This is a genomic window from Paenibacillus sp. LjRoot56, assembly GCF_964253335.1.
Lineage (GTDB): Bacteria > Bacillota > Bacilli > Paenibacillales > NBRC-103111 > Paenibacillus_E > Paenibacillus_E allorhizoplanae.
Genome location: NZ_CAXURV020000001.1, coordinates 550692 through 570075 on the forward strand (window position 1 = coordinate 550692; position 19384 = coordinate 570075).

18 protein-coding genes are annotated in these 19384 nt (G+C 47.7%); 7 read left to right on the forward strand and 11 right to left on the reverse strand.

The window, feature by feature from the left end:
- Positions 1-48: 48 nt before the first annotated feature.
- On the forward strand, positions 49-909 hold the full coding sequence (locus ACSQ8O_RS02470) for a hypothetical protein (RefSeq protein WP_436240335.1): 861 nt from the start codon (positions 49-51) through the stop codon (positions 907-909).
- Positions 910-980: 71 nt separating this feature from the next.
- Here the strand turns inward: ACSQ8O_RS02470 and ACSQ8O_RS02475 are convergent, their stop codons facing one another.
- Entirely contained in the window at positions 981-2210 is a 1230-nt protein-coding gene (locus tag ACSQ8O_RS02475) for an aminopeptidase (protein ID WP_436240336.1), read from the reverse strand.
- Positions 2211-2294: 84 nt separating this feature from the next.
- On the opposite strand from ACSQ8O_RS02475, the gene ACSQ8O_RS02480 reads away from it, so the two are divergent.
- From ACSQ8O_RS02480 to ACSQ8O_RS02500, 5 genes are all read left to right on the forward strand, one after another.
- The gene (locus tag ACSQ8O_RS02480) at positions 2295-3974 is read left to right on the forward strand and encodes a glutamine--tRNA ligase/YqeY domain fusion protein (RefSeq protein ID WP_056622241.1); all 1680 of its coding nucleotides are present in this window, start codon (positions 2295-2297) and stop codon (positions 3972-3974) included.
- A gap of 535 nt (positions 3975-4509) precedes the next feature.
- Positions 4510-5088 (forward strand): histidine phosphatase family protein, encoded by a 579-nt coding sequence (locus ACSQ8O_RS02485; protein WP_436240337.1) that lies wholly within the window; start codon positions 4510-4512, stop codon positions 5086-5088.
- Between the two features lie 177 nt (positions 5089-5265).
- Positions 5266-5961 carry a response regulator transcription factor gene (locus tag ACSQ8O_RS02490; protein WP_436240338.1) on the forward strand — a complete coding sequence of 232 codons (696 nt, stop codon included), beginning with the start codon at positions 5266-5268 and terminating at the stop codon, positions 5959-5961.
- Positions 5955-7343, forward strand: a complete 1389-nt coding sequence (locus ACSQ8O_RS02495; protein ID WP_436240339.1) for an ATP-binding protein — start codon at positions 5955-5957, stop codon at positions 7341-7343. The genes ACSQ8O_RS02490 and ACSQ8O_RS02495 overlap by 7 nt, the downstream gene beginning before the upstream one ends.
- A 139-nt stretch (positions 7344-7482) precedes the next feature.
- Positions 7483-8154, forward strand: a complete 672-nt coding sequence (locus tag ACSQ8O_RS02500) for a hypothetical protein (RefSeq protein ID WP_436240340.1) — start codon at positions 7483-7485, stop codon at positions 8152-8154.
- 52 nt (positions 8155-8206) lie between these two features.
- Here ACSQ8O_RS02500 and ACSQ8O_RS02505 read toward each other — a convergent pair whose 3' ends face one another.
- The 5 genes from ACSQ8O_RS02505 to ACSQ8O_RS02525 are packed head-to-tail and all read right to left on the reverse strand — an operon-like array spanning position 8207 to position 12439.
- The gene (locus ACSQ8O_RS02505) at positions 8207-9127 is read right to left on the reverse strand and encodes an MBL fold metallo-hydrolase (protein WP_436240341.1); all 921 of its coding nucleotides are present in this window, start codon (positions 9125-9127) and stop codon (positions 8207-8209) included.
- Positions 9128-9153: 26 nt separating this feature from the next.
- Positions 9154-10182, reverse strand: a complete 1029-nt coding sequence (locus tag ACSQ8O_RS02510; protein WP_436240342.1) for an ABC transporter substrate-binding protein — start codon at positions 10180-10182, stop codon at positions 9154-9156.
- 36 nt (positions 10183-10218) lie between these two features.
- Positions 10219-10974: an ABC transporter permease gene (locus ACSQ8O_RS02515; protein ID WP_063795707.1), complete on the reverse strand. Its 756-nt coding sequence runs from the start codon at positions 10972-10974 to the stop codon at positions 10219-10221.
- Positions 10907-11746: an ABC transporter ATP-binding protein gene (locus tag ACSQ8O_RS02520; RefSeq protein WP_436240343.1), complete on the reverse strand. Its 840-nt coding sequence runs from the start codon at positions 11744-11746 to the stop codon at positions 10907-10909. The genes ACSQ8O_RS02515 and ACSQ8O_RS02520 overlap by 68 nt, the downstream gene beginning before the upstream one ends.
- A 27-nt stretch (positions 11747-11773) precedes the next feature.
- Positions 11774-12439, reverse strand: coding sequence for a Crp/Fnr family transcriptional regulator (locus ACSQ8O_RS02525; RefSeq protein ID WP_436240344.1), 666 nt, complete (start codon positions 12437-12439; stop codon positions 11774-11776).
- Between the two features lie 243 nt (positions 12440-12682).
- Here ACSQ8O_RS02525 and ACSQ8O_RS02530 point away from each other — a divergent pair, with 243 nt between their 5' ends.
- Positions 12683-13717, forward strand: coding sequence for an ion channel (locus tag ACSQ8O_RS02530; RefSeq protein ID WP_436240345.1), 1035 nt, complete (start codon positions 12683-12685; stop codon positions 13715-13717).
- A gap of 83 nt (positions 13718-13800) precedes the next feature.
- Here ACSQ8O_RS02530 and ACSQ8O_RS02535 read toward each other — a convergent pair whose 3' ends face one another.
- The 5 genes from ACSQ8O_RS02535 to ACSQ8O_RS02555 all read right to left on the reverse strand — a co-directional run bounded on the left by ACSQ8O_RS02535 (position 13801) and on the right by ACSQ8O_RS02555 (position 19339).
- Positions 13801-14982: a cation:proton antiporter gene (locus tag ACSQ8O_RS02535; RefSeq protein ID WP_436240346.1), complete on the reverse strand. Its 1182-nt coding sequence runs from the start codon at positions 14980-14982 to the stop codon at positions 13801-13803.
- A gap of 63 nt (positions 14983-15045) precedes the next feature.
- Positions 15046-15324, reverse strand: a complete 279-nt coding sequence (locus ACSQ8O_RS02540; RefSeq protein ID WP_436240347.1) for a hypothetical protein — start codon at positions 15322-15324, stop codon at positions 15046-15048.
- 19 nt (positions 15325-15343) lie between these two features.
- Positions 15344-16624 carry a sodium:proton antiporter gene (locus ACSQ8O_RS02545; RefSeq protein WP_436240348.1) on the reverse strand — a complete coding sequence of 427 codons (1281 nt, stop codon included), beginning with the start codon at positions 16622-16624 and terminating at the stop codon, positions 15344-15346.
- Positions 16625-16844: 220 nt separating this feature from the next.
- Positions 16845-17303 carry a hypothetical protein gene (locus tag ACSQ8O_RS02550; RefSeq protein WP_436240349.1) on the reverse strand — a complete coding sequence of 153 codons (459 nt, stop codon included), beginning with the start codon at positions 17301-17303 and terminating at the stop codon, positions 16845-16847.
- Between the two features lie 194 nt (positions 17304-17497).
- Positions 17498-19339, reverse strand: a complete 1842-nt coding sequence (locus ACSQ8O_RS02555) for an ABC transporter substrate-binding protein (protein WP_436240350.1) — start codon at positions 19337-19339, stop codon at positions 17498-17500.
- Between the last annotated feature and the right edge of the window lie 45 nt (positions 19340-19384).

Below are 19384 nucleotides of genomic sequence, written 5' to 3' on the forward strand. Positions count from 1 at the left end.
ATTTGGAATAATAAACCGAATTCAATTCCATGATGGGAAGTGCGAACAATGTCTCGGTTTAGAAAAAGTTTTACAATCCCACTGCGCGCAGCAGTGATGGGTATGCTCTTGAGTGGCGCTTTGAGCTTTGGTGGATCGGCAGAGGCCTTTACACAAGCGGTACCTCCACCCCCCTCACAACTAGAGCCTCCACAGAGTGGGCAAGGTCAGCTCATCCAGACGCGTGAAATTGATGTCACAGGCGACGGCAAATTAGATATGGTCTCCCTTGTCGGTCTGAAATCAGACCTGAATAGCCCCTATTATGACAAGCTGTTTATCTCCGTCACCGGACAAGGTCAGGCGCAGGTCGTGATTCCGCTGGAAGGCGGGTATAATCCGAAGATGGATTTTTGTGATTTTATCCATGACAAGCTGCCTCAGATCTATGTAACCTCTGATACCGGCGGTAGTGGCGGGTTTACCTCGAATTATATTTATTCGCTCAAAAATAACGTGCCCACCGCAATCCCGATGCCGGAACCGCTGCATGTCAAAGCGACCTTTAAGAATAATTATAAGGTGAAGATGAAAATCGAGGAGACCGGCAAATCCTTCACCCTCGATATTGCGGATCGCAAGGAGGCTTACGAGCAATTTGGCATTTACAATCAAGGGAAAATTGTGAAGCCAATCATTGTTAATGTAGATGCATACAGCCTGTTAAAGCCCGTCGATGTGGATCGGGATGGCTACTGTGAACTGAAAGGTGTTCAGCGCATCACAGGTATCGCGAATGCGGACACACTAGGCTATGTCACTTCGGTGTGGAAATGGCACAAAGGCCAATGGAAGCTGAAGAAAGCGGCTGTTACGCAAACCTTGACGACCAGCATGGTGCGTGCACCGAGTCCAGAAGACGAGGACTAGATGCGAGAAAGACCGCCCATACATGGAAATTAGTTTCCACGTAGGAGCGGTCTTTCATTGTTGTACGGGTTTTATGCCCAGTTCCCATTGCGGAATAGGGGCTCACGCGTACCGTCTGCCAAGATCCCGTCAATCGCCATATCTTTGGAACCAATCATGAAATCCACGTGGATCAAGCTTTTGTTATAGCCATTTGCCTCAAGCTCCTCGGCACTCATCGTCGTTCCACCCTCAATCGTGAACGGGTAGGAATTGCCGAGTGCGACGTGACAGGAAGCATTTTCGTCGAAAAGTGTGTTGTAGTAGATGAGGCCTGATTGTGAGATAGGCGAGTCATAGGGCACGAGTGCCACTTCACCCAAATAACGAGCACCTTCATCCATACTCAGCATGTTGTTCAATACTTCTTGCCCCACTTCTGCGGTTGCCTCGACGACGCGGCCATCCTTGAAGGTTAGGGAGAAGCCATCAATCAATGAGCCCTGGTAGCTCAGGGGCAGCGTGCTGCGCACTGTGCCGTTCGTACCGTTACGAGCTGGCATCGTGAACACTTCCTCAGTCGGAATGTTCGGTACGAAGAAAATGCCGCTCTCGGTCTCACTGCCTGCAGCAACCCATTGATGCTTAGGTGCTAGTTCTATGTATAAGTCGGTTCCTGGAGATTGGAAATGAAGCTGCTTATATTTCATCTTGTTCAGCATATTCTGCTTCGCGGTCAATGTAGCAATATGCTCTTTCCATGCCGCAACAGGATCTGCTTTGTCTACACGTGTCAGCTTGAAAATTTGCTCCCACAGCTGTGTAATCCGCTCGGACTCGCTCAAATTCGGGAATACCTTCGCTGACCATTCTGCTGTCGGATAAGAGACCATCAACCAATTGACCTTGTTGTTGCGCATATAGGAAAGGAAGCCTGCACGTGCAGTTGCTGCAGCTTTACTGGACATTGCGACGCGTTCAGGAGCGACTTCCTTGAACAAGTCCGAGTTAGGCGCATAAATGGACAGGAATGCAGCGCCGTCCTTCGCCATTTCCTCCATGCCAGTTGCCCGCCACATAGGGTAGGTCTGCAGGGTGTCTTCGGAAGCGTTCTTAAGGCGGAGCGCCTTCACTTCATCGTCATCCCAATCGACTACAACGTCTTTAGCGCCTGCTTCATAAGCTTTCTTCGTCAGCTTGCGGACGAAATCCGCACAAGCAATCGGTGTTGTGATGACGACGGTTTGATCCTTTTGTACATTCAATCCGACGCGTATGGCAAGCTCTGCATATTGATCTAAGTAATGCTCGAATGATTCCATCTCTATGTCTCCTTTATATTTGAGTACCATATAGTGTATGATAGAAAATAAAACTTTAACCCGTGGGAGAAAGGCTGGGCACATATGGAAACGAAAAACGCTGAAGCTAACGTAAGCGCAATATCAAATTTCATTAAGAACATTGTAAACGAAGATTTGAAATCAGGCAAAGTCAGTCAGGTCGTGACCCGATTTCCCCCGGAGCCGAACGGTTACCTTCATATAGGACATGCAAAGGCGATATGCACGAACTTTGAAATTGCCGATGATTTCAATGGGTTGACGAACCTTCGATTTGATGACACGAATCCAGTCAAGGAAGATGTTGAATATGTGGAGTCCATTAAAGAAGACGTAGCATGGCTGGGCTTTAAATGGGACGGGCTTTTCTTTGCTTCGGACTATTTTGAAGAGATGTATAGCCGAGCATTAGTCTTGATTCGCAAAGGACTGGCTTATGTAGACGACCAATCTGCTGATGAAATCCGTGAAACGCGTGGAACACTGACGCAAGGTGGAACAAACAGTCCGTATCGTGAACGCACGATAGAGGAAAATTTGTCCCTATTTGAGCGTATGCGTGCTGGTGAGTTCAAAGACGGCGAGCGTGTGCTGCGTGCCAAAATTGATATGTCCTCACCGAATATTAACCTTAGAGACCCGGTCATCTATCGTATTCTTCACGCCCATCACCATAACACAGGCGATACGTGGTGCATCTATCCGATGTACACGTACGCGCACCCACTGGAAGATGCGATCGAAGGTGTAACGCACTCGCTCTGTTCAAGTGAGTTCGAGGATCAACGTCCGTTCTACGACTGGGTGATTCGTGAGTGTGAGATGCCGAATGTGCCGAGACAATATGAATTCGCTCGTATTTCCTTAATGAATACCGTTACGAGCAAAAGAAAGCTGAAACAACTCGTCGATGAGAAAGCCGTTGACGGTTGGGACGATCCACGGATGCCGACTATATCGGGTTTGCGCCGTAGAGGCCTGACGCCAGAGTCGATTCGCAATTTTGTTCGTGAGCTTGGCGTATCGAAAGGCGGCGGTGGCAGTGTTGTTGACACTCGAATGCTGGATCACTTCATCCGCGAGGATTTGAAGTTGAAGGCGCTGCGCACGATGGGCGTGCTGAATCCGCTCAAAGTCGTCATCACCAACTATCCCGAGGATGGCGTGGAGATGCTAGAAGCGGAGAATAACTCCGAGAACCCAGAAATGGGCAATCGCATGATTCCATTCTCCCGCGAGATCTACATCGAGCAAGATGACTTCATGGAAAATCCACCGGCCAAATATTTCCGGTTATTTCCCGGCAACGAAGTGCGTTTGAAAAACGCCTACTTCATCAAATGCAACGACTTCATCAAGGATGCCGATGGCAACGTGGTTGAGCTGCATTGCACCTATGATGTTGAGACCAAGAGCGGTAGCGGCTTCACTGGCCGTAAAGTCAAAGGCACGATCCACTGGGTGGATGCGAAAAGCGCTGTACCAGCGGAGTTCCGCCTGTACGAGCCACTGATTTTGGACGATGAGGAAGGCGAAGAAGAGACATCGTTCATGGATAAAGTGAACCCGAATTCCTTGCAAATCGTGCAAGGTTTCGTCGAAGACAACATGAAGAGCGTGAGCCCACAGGATAAATTCCAGTTTTTCCGCCACGGCTACTTCAACGTGGATCCGAAGTACACAACACCAGATCATTTGGTGTTTAACTTGATCGTTTCGTTGAAAAGCTCGTTCGTGGTGTAACGAACGGATCCATAGTTAGAACAGAACCCCTTAGCGGATGCTAGGGGGTTTTCTGATTTAGGCCAGGCAATAAGGTAGCTCTAAGCTTAGGGGGAGTTGGCTAGTAAGAAGCCGAATCACCCTCCGAAAATGCAAATAGGCATCTTTTTCCTCAGCATTCTGCTCAAAACTGGAAAATGCGTGCAAATAGGCATCCTTTTTATCTGTTTTTAGGATAAATCTTAAATACTGCCCCAAATGGATGCCTTTTTGCATCAATTCCCATTAAACAAGTGAAATCCCTTTTCAAAACTGCTCTTTTGCAATTTTGAAGGTAGTATGTACTCCGACTTACCACTCCGACCTCGCTCTACTCCTCGCCACAATTGTTCGTAGCTAGTGAGTGACTATAATTTTTCATCTGATGTGAGCGCCACCGCAGTAAGGCAAGTAAGAGATTCGAGATTCACAACTATGTTGTTGTGCAGGAGATCATAAGTATTTCTCGAATGAATGTAAGGAAATATTTGTAATCAAATTAGGGAGGGTGGATTACATGAAGACGACGATTTATATGGTCAGACATGCGGAATCACCTTATACAGAAGGAAATGAAAGAACGAGGGGACTTACCCTCAAGGGCAAATTGAATGCTGAAGACATCACAAGGATCTTAAAAGATGAAGGAATCGACGTGCTGATATCCAGCCCTTATGCGCGAGCCATTCTAACCCTGGAGGGGTTGGCTAAAGAACTAGAACAAGAGATTAAGATAGTGGAAGATCTTCGGGAAAGACATTTTTCTGGAGAAGATGATCTGATTCCTACTGAAAAGTTCATGTCTGAGATGAAGCGGATGTTCGATGACTTTGATTATACCTATCCAGGTGGAGAGTCTAACAGAGCCTGCCAGCAAAGAGCGGTGGTCGTATTGAGAGATATCCTAAAAGAAAATAAAGGGAAGAAGATAGCCATTGGCACACATGGTAACGTTATGACATTGATGATGAATCATTTTGATGCGACATATGGATTCGATTTCTTGAATCAAACCGTGAAGCCTGATATTTATAAAATGCAATTTAATGACCTCGTATTAGAGGAAGTGACAAGACTCTGGGAACACCGTGAATAAAATGAACGGCATATAACGATAAAACAGAGCAATCTCCCAGCCGACGGAAGCTGAAGGATTGTTCTATTTGTTTGTGTATCAGAAAGAGCATACTAGAATGCGCTAAAAAGAAATTTTTTCATCACAATTATCCAGTAATATAAAAGGTAAGGTTTCAAATAGGGAGCGTGACCACACGTGACATTGGTATTAGTCGTAGATGATGATCTGAATATATGTAAAATAACGAAGCTGTATTTGGAAAAGAACGGCTTCGAGGTGGCGACCGCGAATGACGGCGAGCAGGCGCTCGCTCGATTCAAAGAGCTGCAGCCCGATTTCATCGTGCTGGATATCATGCTGCCGAAGCGCGACGGGTGGTCGGTCTGTCAGATGGTCCGCGCACAAAGCGATGTGCCGATTCTGATGCTGACGGCGCGAGGCCACGTGGATGAGCGCGTGGAAGGCTTGCGGATGGGGGCCGACGACTATTTGGTGAAGCCTTTTGACCCGAATGAGCTGGTTGCACGGGTAACGTCGATCCTTCGTCGGACGGGGATTCGCACCCAAGTGGCGCCTGCGGCACACGTATATGAGGTCGGCAGCTTGCGCATTGATAGCCTAGGTCATGAGGTGACGGTTGATGGACGGGTAGTAGCCTTACCGAAGAAAGAGTATGAGCTGCTGCTGTTTTTCGTACGGAATCCGAACCAAGTGTTCACGCGCGAGGATCTGATCGCTAAGATCTGGGGGTGGGATTTTGAAGGTGAGGATCGCGTGGTCGATTTATACATCAAACGATTAAGGCAGAAACTCACAGCAGAGAAAGAAGATTGGAGTATCCGCACAGTATGGGGTGTGGGATATAAGTTCGAGGGACCTAGCGTATGCTGAATTCCTTTTATCGCAAGCTACTATTTATATATATAGCTATTACGGTGGTGTCGATTTTAGCGATTTCGGGTGCAATTGGTTACACGATGAAGCAGAAGACGTATGACCGCAGCGAGAAGCTTTTATTGGAAAAAGTGGAGCAAGTGGAGGAGCTAGCGAAGGATTTGTTCGATAATTCGACGGCTCAGAAGGATTTCCGCAAACAAATTAATGCGATGGAGAAAACCTCAAATGTCCGCGTTTCGGTCATTCGACATCCTCGAGCGACCTTGGATAAAATCCAAGCGGTAGGCGAAGTTCCTGCCCGACTGGGCTGGGTGGAGAAGGTGCTCTCCGGTAACCCGGTGACGGTGAAGAGTACATTTACACAGAATAGCCCTGTCAAAATGCTGATCGTCGGACGTCCAGTCCTACAGGACAACCGAGTGGTTGGGGCGATTTTCCTGTATACGCCTATCGTGAACATTCAAGGTACGATTAATGAGATCAATCGCGCTATTTATATATCCGCCCTCGTCGTCGCACTACTGGCTATTGCGCTTCTGTACTTTGTGTCGCGGCACTTTGTGAAGCCTCTGCAGCAGATGAGCAAGACGGCGGAGGCGCTGGCACTGGGGGATTTTAGCGGAAGGGTGCCTGTACGCGGAAAAGATGAAATCGCCTCGTTGTCGGGATCGCTCAACCGAATGGCCGGCAAGCTGCAAAAGGTCGAAGAAGGCCGCAAGCGGTTCCTCTCCGAAATTTCTCACGAGCTAAGGACTCCGCTGACGACGATTCGGGCCTCTCTGCAGGGCATCACGGATGGCGTGGTAGAACCTGAAGATGCGAAGGAATTCATCGATATCTCCCTCCAGGAGACATTGCGGTTAAGCCATTTGGTAGATGATCTGCTGGAGCTGTCTTCGTTTGAGGAGAAGCAGGTGAAGCTGACTATGCAAGTCGTGGATCTGCCAGAGTTAATTGGACTCGTCGCGACACAGCTGAAAATGAAGGCGAAAGGCAAGGGAATTGAGCTCAGTGCAGATAGTGAGGGGCCATATACGGTACAGGCCGACGCCGATAGGCTGCGGCAGGTTTTCATCAATTTGTTGGACAATGCGATTAACCACATTCCGGAGGGCTCGCAAGCAGGAATTCGGGTCAAGGCCATTAGACACGATCGTTGGATCGAGGTGTGGGATGATGGGCAGGGCATCTCTCCAGAGAAACTGCCTTATCTTTTTGATCGGTTTTACAAAGCGGACGAGAGCCGCAATCGCTCCGGCGCAGGACTGGGTTTAACGATTTGTAAACACATTATCGAGGCGCACGGCGGTTCCATTCGGGTCGAGTCGCAGCCGGGGGCTGGGACGGTTTTCAAAATCTTTTTGCCAACTGCCTAAGAGGATGTTCAAAAAGTCCTTTTAATCACGAAGTAGTTCATGAAGCGTATTCTCGCATGACAAACTTATGACATAACTATGGGATAAGATAGGGTTCGTAAGGTGCACAACCATTAAACGAATCGAGGAGTGATTCCACATGTTGAAAAAGAAATTAGTAGGATTAGTGTTAGTAGGCGCGATTGTGTGCTCCGTTCCAGTGGCTGCATTCGCTGAAGGTGGACAAGGAGATACAACAGCCGCATCGACAAATAAGTTTCATTCTGTGAAACAACTATTCGTAGAGAAAGCGAAAGCTTTTGGCATAGCGACAGATGGGAAAACGAACAAAGAGATCAAGGCAGAGCTGAAAACGGCAGCTACGGCTAACCACACCGAGAAGTTGAATGCTGCGGCAGCTAAATTGGGAATCTCAACGGATGGCAAGACAGCGGAGCAGCTTAAAACGGAGATCCAAGGAGCTGTAACGGTTAAGCTTCAAGCGAAAGCAACGAAGCTCGGCGTGAGCGCAGACGGCTTGACGAACAAGGAGCTGAAGACAGAGCTGAAAGCGGCTGCTGTAACGAAGCTGCAAGCGAAAGCGACCGAAGCGGGTATCGCGACGGATGGCAAAACAGGCAAGGAAATCCGCACAGCCTTGAAAGCTGCAAAAGAAGCAAAGAAAGCAGCGAAACAAGCGAAGAAATCAGAGGCTGTGAACAAGAAAGCAGCCAAATTAGGCATCTCCACGGATGGTAAAACAACGGAGCAGGTATACACGGAGATCGAAAGTGCGCTGCAAGCCAAATGGGCGAAAAAAGCAGCTAAATAAGCGTGGAAGATAAAGAAGCAGCCCTGGGCGAATAACTCAGGGCTGCTTTTCATTACGAGAGGTCAAATGCCATTAAATCTCGCGCCATCGTGATTCGACCACCATAGATGTCCCCCATGCCTTCTATATAGGCAGCTTCCGCCTCCTCAGTGGCTGCAGGTGCAGGAATATGGTGGGTGAGCACTAGATGAGCCACGCCGGCTTCTCGGGCAATTTCGGCCACTTGGTGCGTTGTCGAATGATACTTGGCTGGATTAGACAGGCCAATGGTCTGCTCAGGGAATTTGGCAATCAGCGCGTCGAGCCACGCTTTGTTATAAGATTCGTGTACAAGTAAATCCGCACCGCGACTATGTTTGATCATATTGTCAACCGGGATGGTATCGCCAGAAATGACTACCGACCTCCCGTTGAACTCGAATTTATAGGCAATAGCAGGATCAACAGGTTTATGATCGACTTCGAAAGCGGTGATTTTAATGCCGCCTTGGTCGTAAACAACACCATCGTTGCTTTCAAAATAACGAATGTCCGCTCCTTCACCCGCAGAGAAGTTATAGTTCACTCGAAGATTTACGTCGAAATCGAAAGACGCTCTCATTTTGCCGATAATCTCCTTCGTTGTGGTGGGTCCGTAAACGTTCATAGGCCCTTTTCGCCCCTCAAAAACCCGATCCGCGATCACATGTGTCCGCCAGCTCGTGATGAAGACATCGAAAAACCCTGAATTATGATCGCTATGATGGTGTGTGAAAAAGACATCCGAAATCCTTTGCGGCATAATCCCCGCCTTAATCAATTGATCAACGGTCGCGCCTCCGCAATCGAATAGAAAGGTTTTATCCCCTGCGAGAATAGCGACGCCTGCCTTCGCCCTGCCATAAAAGGCCCTCGGTGTGCCCGTACCAAGAATGACGACTTTGATGTGCTCATGATAATCAGGTAATAGGTTTTCCTGTGGTTGTATAAACAAGTGAAGGCCTCCTCAGTCACATACGGTTATTTTTCTTTTCGCACTTCATTTAAAAGAGATAAATCGAGAAATTTGCTGAAATCCAACTCTTCCGCTTTCACTTTTAAGTACCCTGCATCAAAAGAGGTTTTAGCCTGCTCATTAATATCCTCTAACGTGATCTCTTCGGTTAATTTCAAATGGTCGAGAGCGGCTTTGATGAGCGCAGGTTCCATTCCTTTACCCGTTAACTGCTTCAATTCATCGCTAATCAGATCATAGGCTTTGTTCGGATTTTGCTGAATGAAATCAATCGCTTGTTTGTTGGCTTTCAGGGCTTTTTTGGCCAAATCACGGTGATCCTTCAGAAACGTATCGCTGGCTACAAGAATGGTTAACGGGTAATTGCCGTCTTTGGGAGGGATCTTGTTCCAATCCACCAAAATCGTACCGGAACCCTCTTGGATAATCTGTGTGCCCCAAGGCTCTGCAATCAAGGTCGCGTCGACTTCTTTCTGACGGATCGCAACTAACGTATCTGCTGGAGCACGTGTAACGATTTGCACACCCGAAGTATCGGTCGATACTTTCAATCCTTCCTGTTTGAGCAGCAAACGAAGAGATAGATCCGGCGTGCCTCCTTTGGCAGCAACAGCTACTGTTTTGCCAACGAGATCCTTAACAGAGTTGATGCCTGCGTCCTTGCGTGCAACTAATACTGCACCGCCGTTATTCGCGCCAGCAATGACTCGGATATTTTTGCTTTTCAAATATTGATTGATGACCGGTCCCGGTCCCACGTAGCCAATATCAATTTGGTCCGTGGCAATCGCTGTTGCGAAGTCCGCTCCATTGTCAAAAGCCGTGACGTCAATCTTGGCGTTTTTACCAAAAGCGTCCTGAAAATAGTTGTTTTGCAAAGCGATAAATCCTGGAGCATGGGTGACATTTTTCAAAATACCAATTTTCACAGTCGTACTGACAGCGCTTGAAGCGGTTTCTTTACTCTGGCCGCAAGCGGACAAAACCAAGGGTACGACTAAAACCAAACTCATGATCCAACCTACTTTTTTCACACTAATTCCCCCTTATTTGATTCTAGATAACGCCATTTATTTCTTAAGCTGAAAACGAAGCACGATGCGATCCTCCAGCTGTTTAAAACAGAAATGATCCGAAATCGTACCGATCACAGCGATGATGATGACGACGCACAGGATCGTTGCCGTATCGCCAAGTCCGCGTCCATCTTGCAGCATTTGCCCGAGCCCCACGCCTTTGGCAATCAGCTCGCCAGCTACAAGTGCCCGCCAAGCGAAGGCCCAAGCCACGCGGATTCCTGTAATCCAATGGGGAAATGCCGCCGGCAGCTGCACTTGAAAGAACAAGCGGTATCCGCTGCCTGTTCCCAGCATTTGCGCAGCTCGTAGATGAATTGGCGAAATATTCATGATCCCTGTACGGCTTGCCATCGACATCGTCCATGTTGCGCCAATGGTGGTAATGAAAATGACGGAAGTGTCATTCAGTCCGAACCAGATAATCGCGAAGGGCAGCCAGGCGATACTCGGCACGGTCTGGAGGGCAACCACGACAAAGCCGAAGGTCTCGTCAAAATAGCGATATCGTGCAAATAAATAGCCTAATATCGTTCCGATGCCAATCGATAGGGCAAATGAGATGAGTAAGCGACGAAGGCTAGCCCCAATGGCGTTAAGGAGATGCCCGTGCGCAAACCCATCATAGAAGGCTTGGAAGGTTTGTAGAGGAGAAGGAAATTTCCAACCCCAATCAAAAATTCTAAATCCCAACTCCCATATGATCAGCAGCAGAATTAGAAATAGCGTTCTTCTTAAGGCTGTATGCATGGCCCAGCTCCTCTCTGACTACCTTCTCGAGCTCATCCGTCAGAGCTTCCATAATTTTATTTTCCAAAGCATGAATGAGCGGATCACTGCTTTGATGAGGCCTAGCTGCCTGCACGGCGAATTCCTTCTTAACCCTGCCTGGCTGCGTCGCCATCACGACAACACGATCTGATAAAATGACGGCTTCACGAATGTTGTGCGTAATGAACAAGATGGTTTTACCGGTCTTTAGCCAAATCTCTTCCAAATCCTTCAGTAAAATGAAGCGCGTTTGCTCATCCAATGCCGCAAAGGGTTCATCCATTAAGAGGATCTCAGGATCCATAACGAGCGCTCTGGCAATCGCTACTCGTTGTTTCATCCCGCCAGACAGTTCATGCGGATAACGATCAATAAACTTGCTCAAGTGCACAGCTTTAATTTGTTCGGAAGCAAGTGCATAGCGTTCTTTCTTGGATAGCCCTTTTTGCTTCAAACCGAAGGCCACATTATCAAGCACAGTAAGCCAAGGGAACAAGCCGTGTTCTTGGAAAACAACAATGCGATCGGCTCCTGGTGCAGTAACCTTTTGCCCATTGACGGTAATCGTTCCGCTGCTCACTTGTTCGAATCCGGCGATCAAATTCAAAAGCGTGGACTTCCCGCAGCCCGAAGGCCCTACGATGGAGACGAATTCTCCCTTTTTAATCGTGAGAGAAACTTGATCTAAAGCCGTATAAGCATTGCCTTTTTTCTGTGAAAAGGATTTATTCACATGATTTATTGTGATCATAGGGTTGACCTCCAGGCTGATGTTCGTCTAAATGTCGGTGAAGAAACGGTTCGGATGATAGACAACGATCTTCTTTTTGGCGTAATCGATGAGTCCTTTATCGCGCCATTTGTTCAAGGTTTCCGTGACGGTTTGTCTGCTGCAGCCAATGACATAGGAGATCTCTTCATGACTGAGCGGCACCTGAACCTCGAGCTTCTCTTCGGTCGGTTTGCCCAGCTGCAGGAGGAACCAAGCGAGCCTCCAGGCGACGGGGCGGGAGATTAGAGTTTCGACCATTCGCTGTGTTTGCAGAAGTCTGCGAGCACCTAGAACGGCGACGGAATAGGAAAATTCCGCGTTTTCTTTGGCCAATTCGAGAAATTTTCGACTGTCTAGCGTAATTATTTGGCTGTCCACGAGACACTTGGCGTAGCGCTTCCGAGCTATGTTCGTCAACACTTCCGCATTGCCGAAAACTTCTCCCTCATAGCGAAGAAACAAGGTAATTCCTTGCCCCTCCTCGGAGGATTGGGAAATCTTAATTAATCCTGAAGCCACATAATAGGCACCGCTGGGCAAGTCGTTTTCCTGAAAAACAAACTCGTTCTTACGGTAAGTATGACTAATGCCATGTTTTCGAAAAGCCTCAAGCATGACTTCCTTTGTGGGGTCTTTTTCCTGAATGTCAGCAAACTCGTGTAATTGGTCCATAGGTTCAATCCCCTATCCTTATTTCTTAAACAATGCACACCGCTTAATACCGAGTATTCCAATCTGTTATATGTATATTATCACATGATTTCACGCTAGAATGTCGGATTCCCGACAAAATAAAAAAAATCGTGAATAGAAAGAGCGAGACTCTTGCGGATTCATTCATCTAAAAGCGTTTTTCTTGCTATACTTAATGAATAGCCTGGAAATTGTTAGGCGGATGCCTGTCAGGAGGTCATCATGCTTTTCTTCTCAAAATTCTTATTGCGTCTAATCCGTTGGAATAACCTCTTTGTTTTTGGCGTGGCTGTTGTGTTCATTGGAGGAAGTTCGCTGTTAGCTTATGAGCTAGAGCCGAGCACTTTTGAGACCCGATTTAACGGCTTGTGGTGGGTGATGACGACAGTTACAACAGTGGGCTATGGTGACTTCTACCCACATACGGTTGCGGGCAAATGTTTAGGGATCGTCGTCTACATCTTCGGGATTGGACTTATTTCCATAACAATTAGCAAAGTCGTGGATGCCTTATTTGTGTATCAGCGGAAGAAGGAGGAAGGCAAATTGAGGTATGCGGGTACGAACCATTTTGTGATTATTGATTGGAGTCAGCATGCGGAGAATGCAATTAAAGAAATCCTGAACTCAGACCCCGTTGTGGAGGTTGTTCTTATAGATACGCTGGAAAAAAGCCCGATTCACCATGAGCGGGTGCATTATGTGCTGGGCAATCCGCAGCTCGTGGCGACACTCGAAATGGCCAATACATCGAAGGCGAGGGCGGTGTTCATTTTCGCCGATGAAGTGACTCAGTTCCAGAACACGATTCGCGATCCCGCCTTCGTCGATGGCAAAACCTTACTGGTGGCGACGACCGTCGAGCGCAATTATAACCACGTGTACACGATAGTGGAGATCCGTGATAAGCAAAATCTGCCCAACTTCCAGCACATTCGCATCGATGAATTCATCTTTGGCAGTGAGACCATTTCGCAGCTTGCGGTACGCTCGGCGTTTAGCCCAGGGACCTCAAAGATTCTTACACAGTTGCTAACCCGTACACCCCAGGGCGAGGACCTCTACGAGATCCCTACACAGGCGAAGTGGGTGACGTTCCATGATGCTTTTCAGGATTTGCTGCAAAAGGGAGCGACACTGATCTCAGATGGCGAGCATCTGAATATCAATAAAAGGCTTCATGAAGAGATTCCGCAGGGAGCTAAGCTTTTCGTCATTTGTGATAAGGAAACGTACGGACGATTGACGCAGAAATAGAAGAAGAGCCGGGAGGGAGTTGGTCCTCTTGGCTCTTCTTAGTCGTGTCTGTTGAAGGGGATCGTCGACGGTAGCGCATCCCCTTATTTCACCTTCAGTAGCGCAACCAATCGACTCAAGGTCGTCCCTTGAACGAGCAGTGAGAATACGACATTGCTGAACGTCATCGCAAGCAGTAGGTCGCGACCTTCGAAGTCAGGCGACACACCTAGCAGGAGCGCTATGGACAGCGAGCCCTTTAGGCCGCCCCAGGCGATGATGGGCTTCCAAGCCGAAGGCATATCACGATCCATAGCGAGACTTACATACACGGCGATGAATCTGGCGAGGAGGACGATGACGATACTGCCGCCGATCTCTTGCCATTTGTCCGTGAAGTTAATGTTCGATATTTCCAAGCCCACCATAAGGAAAATAAGGGCATTGCCAATGAAGGCGATGACTTCCCAGAAGGAGTCCATTTTCTCCAGTGTGGTATCGGACATGCCGATGTTTTTCCCGTAAGTCCCGAGCAATAGTCCAGCGAAGACGACTGAGATTACCCCCGAAAGATGGAACATCTCAGCGACTTCGAATACACCATAGAACAAGACGATGGATAGACCAATTTCGACGAGATAGTTATCGATGCGCGAGGTAATTCTGGAAGCTAGGAAGCCGCCCAGGATCCCGATTGCCATGCCGCCGATGACCACTTTAGCAAACTCTAATGTGCCATCAAGGAGACTGGACATGCTGAGCATTGTGGTGACTAGTGCAATTTTGAACAGGACGACGGCGACACCGTCGTTGGCTAAGCTTTCACCCTCGACGATGGTGGATAGCTTCGAGTTAAGTCCTAGCGACTTGAAGATACTGAGCACGGAAACGGGATCGGTAGCGGCCATTAAGGCGCCGAATACGAGTGCTTTTTGCAGAGAGAGACCTAAGAAAACGGAGCAGAGCACGGTTACAAGAACAAAGGTAATCATTGTGCCGAGTAAGGAGAGCAGCAAGATAGGCCGCTTGTTTTCCTTCACCTCATGGAAGTGCAGTTTGATCGCCGCATCGCCAATAAGGGCGGATAAGAAGATAAGAATAACCGTAGTTTGAAACACATGATCGGAAGCAATGTAATCTTTCAACTCATCCATAGCGGGAATGGGGAGAAGTCCAAGGAGTAAACCGGCTATGACGAGCAGTGTAGGGTAGGGTTGCTTCGTTTTATCAGCCAAATAAGCAATGGCCACCGCAATGGCAAGCAGGACTAGCCAGTAGTGAATCATATCAGTTCTTCCTCTCCTTCTCACCCAAGTGTTTCAATTGTGTAAACAATGTTGCCAACTTCGCTACACCCAAGTGACACTAGTCAAAATGCGATGCTTCATAAGAGATAGAATAAAGACCTCGTAGTAATCATTGCGAACAATGAATTGGTACTTATGATCGTGATAAGCGTAGAACAAGACATCGGTCATAACATGGTTATGGTCAAAATCGTGCTGAACGTCTTTCACCCGCTGATCCATAGTCGCATCCCCGAGAACGTGAATACGAAATTCAATATCTGGGTCGTTGGCTGTTTCACTGAGCTCGATGGCTGTCTCGTCAAACGTGTACGTTAACATGGCACTTACCTCCTTTTTCTTACATCAAATACCTGAAATAAATATATAAGCTGGACAGAACGATCGAAATGATCATCAGCGGGAAGCCATATTTCAAATATTTCACGAAGGTGATTGGGTAACCCTCTTTGCCGGCTAGGCCAGCAACAATCAAGTTTGCACTCGCCCCGATCAATGTGCCATTGCCCCCCAAACAAGCGCCCAAAGCCAAACTCCACCACAGTGGCTCTAAATTACTGACGCCCATATTGCCCATTTCCTGAATCAATGGAATCATCGTGGCCACGAACGGGATGTTATCGAGGAAGGCCGATGCAATCGCGCTCAGCCATAGGATCAGCATGGAGGTTGCAAGTTCATTGCCACCTGTCAGTTCAATCGCGTGTACAGCTAGTTGGGTTATTACACCTGTTTCTACAAGCCCGGATACGAGCACGAAAAGACCGACAAAGAAGAAGATCGTAGGCCACTCGATACTAGCTAAAGCGGGCTCCAGCATGTGCTCACCAGTCAGGAGAAGCAGAAGAAACGCGCCACTTAATGCAACTGTTGCTGATTCCAAATGCAAGCTCTGATGCAAGAAGAAGCCTAGAATGGTAAGAGCCAGAACGATAAGGCATTTCCAGAGCAGCTTACGGTCCGTTAGCATTGCGTTCTCATCCATCTCCATAATGCTCTGTTGCAGCTCAGGGGTGGATTTGACTTGTTTCCCGAAAAGCAGCAGGAACAAAGGAATATAAGCCAGTATGATGATGATTACGATTGGTGTCAGGTTCGAGATAAACGCCATGAACGTAAGCTCTTTCACTGCGCTGCCAATCATAATATTAGGTGGATCGCCGATCAGCGTGGCTGTCCCCCCGACATTGGAGGCCAAGATTTGTGTGAAAAGGAACGGAAATGGATTCACGCGAAGCTGTCTCGTAATGCTCAGGGTTACAGGGACCATGAGAAGTACGGTTGTTACATTGTCCAAAAAGGCAGAGCATACCGCTGTGATAATCACGAGCGCGATCAATATCTTTCGCGGTTGTCCCTTGGCGAGCTTAGCTGCCTTCACCGCGACATATTTGAAAAGCCCCGTCTCCGCTGTAATGCCTACGATAATCATCATCCCGATGAGTAGGCCCAGCGTGTTGAAGTCGATGTGATGCAGAGCTGTCTCTTGGCTGACGATGCCAAAAACAACCATCAGCACGGCTCCGATCATCGCGATAATGGTACGGTGAATTTTTTCAGAAATGATAATCGCATAAATAAGTAAGAAGATGCCGATAGCCCAGTAAGCTTGTAATTCCACTAAATCTGCCTCCATTTAACTTTATTTCAGGATTTCCAGTATTGTCCTGAATTATGTGTGGTGGACGACCCGCAGTTCCCTGAAAAAGACAAAAAGAGCCCGCTTTTGGCAGGCTCCTCCGGGTCAATCCTATATAGCGTAACTATACCTGCTCCCATGGAAGTTGTAAAGATAAAGTCATGAGCAGCATCGTGGAACAAGTAATAAGTATGACGTTTGATCAACCTCGGACGAGAGGCTCGATGACGTATGTTGTCGTGCTCGCATCAGGCGTAGCTGCCTGTTCGCCGCGGACGACCCATCCGTGGGAGAGCACGGCAGTCAGGCGTTTGTACTGCTCCGCGGTAAGACTTGCAACGACCGCTTCGTGACCGGGCTCGAGCTGTAACTCTGCCTCCTGGCCGAAAACGACGAGAATCCAGCTAGCGATGCCGCGCAGCGTATTGTATTTGATCTGGTAGCCGTGACGGACAGCTTGCTCGAACGTAGCGAGATCCTCACTCGCAAGCTCCGTTAAGCGCGTATAGTCGAATTGGAACTTGCTGTCATCTATTGGAAGCTGACCAGCTTGGACCCGCTGAAGCAGCTCGTCTGCGGAAGATTCTTGGGACTTAAGTGATTCTAGGATGAGTGCATCCCATTGCGACAGTTTAACGGGGTTGGCTTCGGGAATTGGCATTTGGTTTCGCTCCTGTCTGTGCGATGTGGTTTGTATGAAAGAGACTGCCCAACCGTCATATGGACGATGAGGCAGTCTTCTTAGAAATATAAGAAAGTATAAGTTTCACTCTATACAATGCTTATATTTTTGGATAAACGCACCCGTCCTAGTAGGACGGTGTAGCCGTTTATTTTACATGTTCAGCTGATCAACTATTTGGTGGTTTTGCTAGCGTTATATTTGCTCAAGAAATCCTTCACTTTAGCAGAATCTGCTTTGAGCTCTAATCCCGTTTTGACAAGTGGGCTTAGTGTGGAGATCGCTTTGAACTTATTGTTCTTGTAGTAAGCAAGGAATTCGTCTTGATTGATGGAATACAGCACAGCTTTTCTCAAGTCAGCGCTTTTGGCAATCTCGCGGTTCTTGGTGTTGAACAACAGGTAGGACACAGCGTTACTAGGAATCGTTTGAAGCGAAAGCTTAGTATCCGCTTTGACAACGTCAAACTTAACTTCGGACACACCGTAGTACAAGTGGATCTCACCGCTTCTTAGTGCTGATAGGGAGGCTTCAGCATCTTTGATGAAACGAATTTTGATGGAGTCAACTTTCGGCTCGTACTTCGTACCCTTCATATATCCAGGGTTTTTGTAGAAGACAGCCTCATAATCATTCTTGTAGGAAAGAATGTAAGGACCGCTTGTAGCCAACGTATTGTTGTACTTAGCACCCTCAGTAATGGTAGCTTGGTCGCCGTAGGCGATGTCTTTATTTACATCATATTTGGCTACATCGTACGTATTGATGCTTTCAACTTGCTTCTTGGAGACGATACCCGCGGATTGATGCGCTAAATAGTTCAAGACTTGCGGGAACGGTTCTGTCGTTGTCAGCTTAACAACTTGATATTTGCCTTCTTTATTGCTTGCTTGCTTTTTATCAGATACGAGGGAAGAAATTTTGGTGCCAAGGCCTTTTTCCAAACTCGATTTGATCGTGTCGGAGCCGCCGGAAACTTTAACCGATTCAAGTACCGCGGGGTCGGTCACGAGTTCTACATTTTTAATATGCTCATGCAAAGTGAAAGTACGGTGATTCGGTACAGAATTTTTGTCTTTAGCACGATTTAGCGAGAAAATAACATCTTCAGCACCAACGCGTTCGCCAGAGTCAGCGGCTAGCTTGTTCTTAATTTGTGCAAAGTCGATATCGTCACGAAGTAAGAAGTAGTAGTCGGAATTGCCATTGGCGATTGCAAAGTTGTGCGAAAGTGAGCCTTCAGCCGTTAACTTATCGTCATCTGTCAAGTTGAGTAGACGTACGTACATGTTCGTGTTGATGATATTGATCGAACCGTCATTCCCTTTGATCGGATCAAGTGATGTCAGGGAAGGAAGCGTGGATTGCAGAATGATCGGGTCTTTCGCACGTTTGGCCGTATCCTTGAAGTCTAGCTCTTCCCAAGGCAGGGAACGTGACTTCGATAGACGTACAGACTCTTTCTTCAGAACATCTTGATTAAATGCTTGTGCTTTGAGCGAGTTATAGAGTGGTGCAATGTAGGCTTTATCCAGGACTAATTTTTGTTCGAACGTCTTGTATGTTTCTGTGAACTGCTCTGGTGTCTGACCTGCGGCCTGATCAATCAGCTTGTCGATCTCTGGATCGGACATAATGCTGTAGTCACCACCTGTTTTGAAAAGGGAACGTACCGCATAGTCCGGGTTACCTGTAACAGTGGTCCAACTGGACAAGGCAGCATCGAAGTTGCCTGCATCTTGTTGCGCTTTGAACGTACCGTAATCGGGTTGGATGTTCAACTTAACGTTAAAACCATTCTTCGTAAGCTGGTCGCGAACGATGTTAAGGTCTGTTTCATTTGAGCTCATACCCAACAGTTCGATATCGACAGGGGTAGTGTTTGCTGCAGCTGTTGCTCCTGCTGATGGTGTTGGTGACGCGGCTGCGTCATCCTTCGTTGTGAAATTGCATCCGCTTAGCATCAAAGAGGCACCGAGGATGACGGGGATGACGACCTTGCTTTTCTTAATCATTGATTGACCCTCCTAGTGAAAGTAAGTGTATGAACGCACATTCAT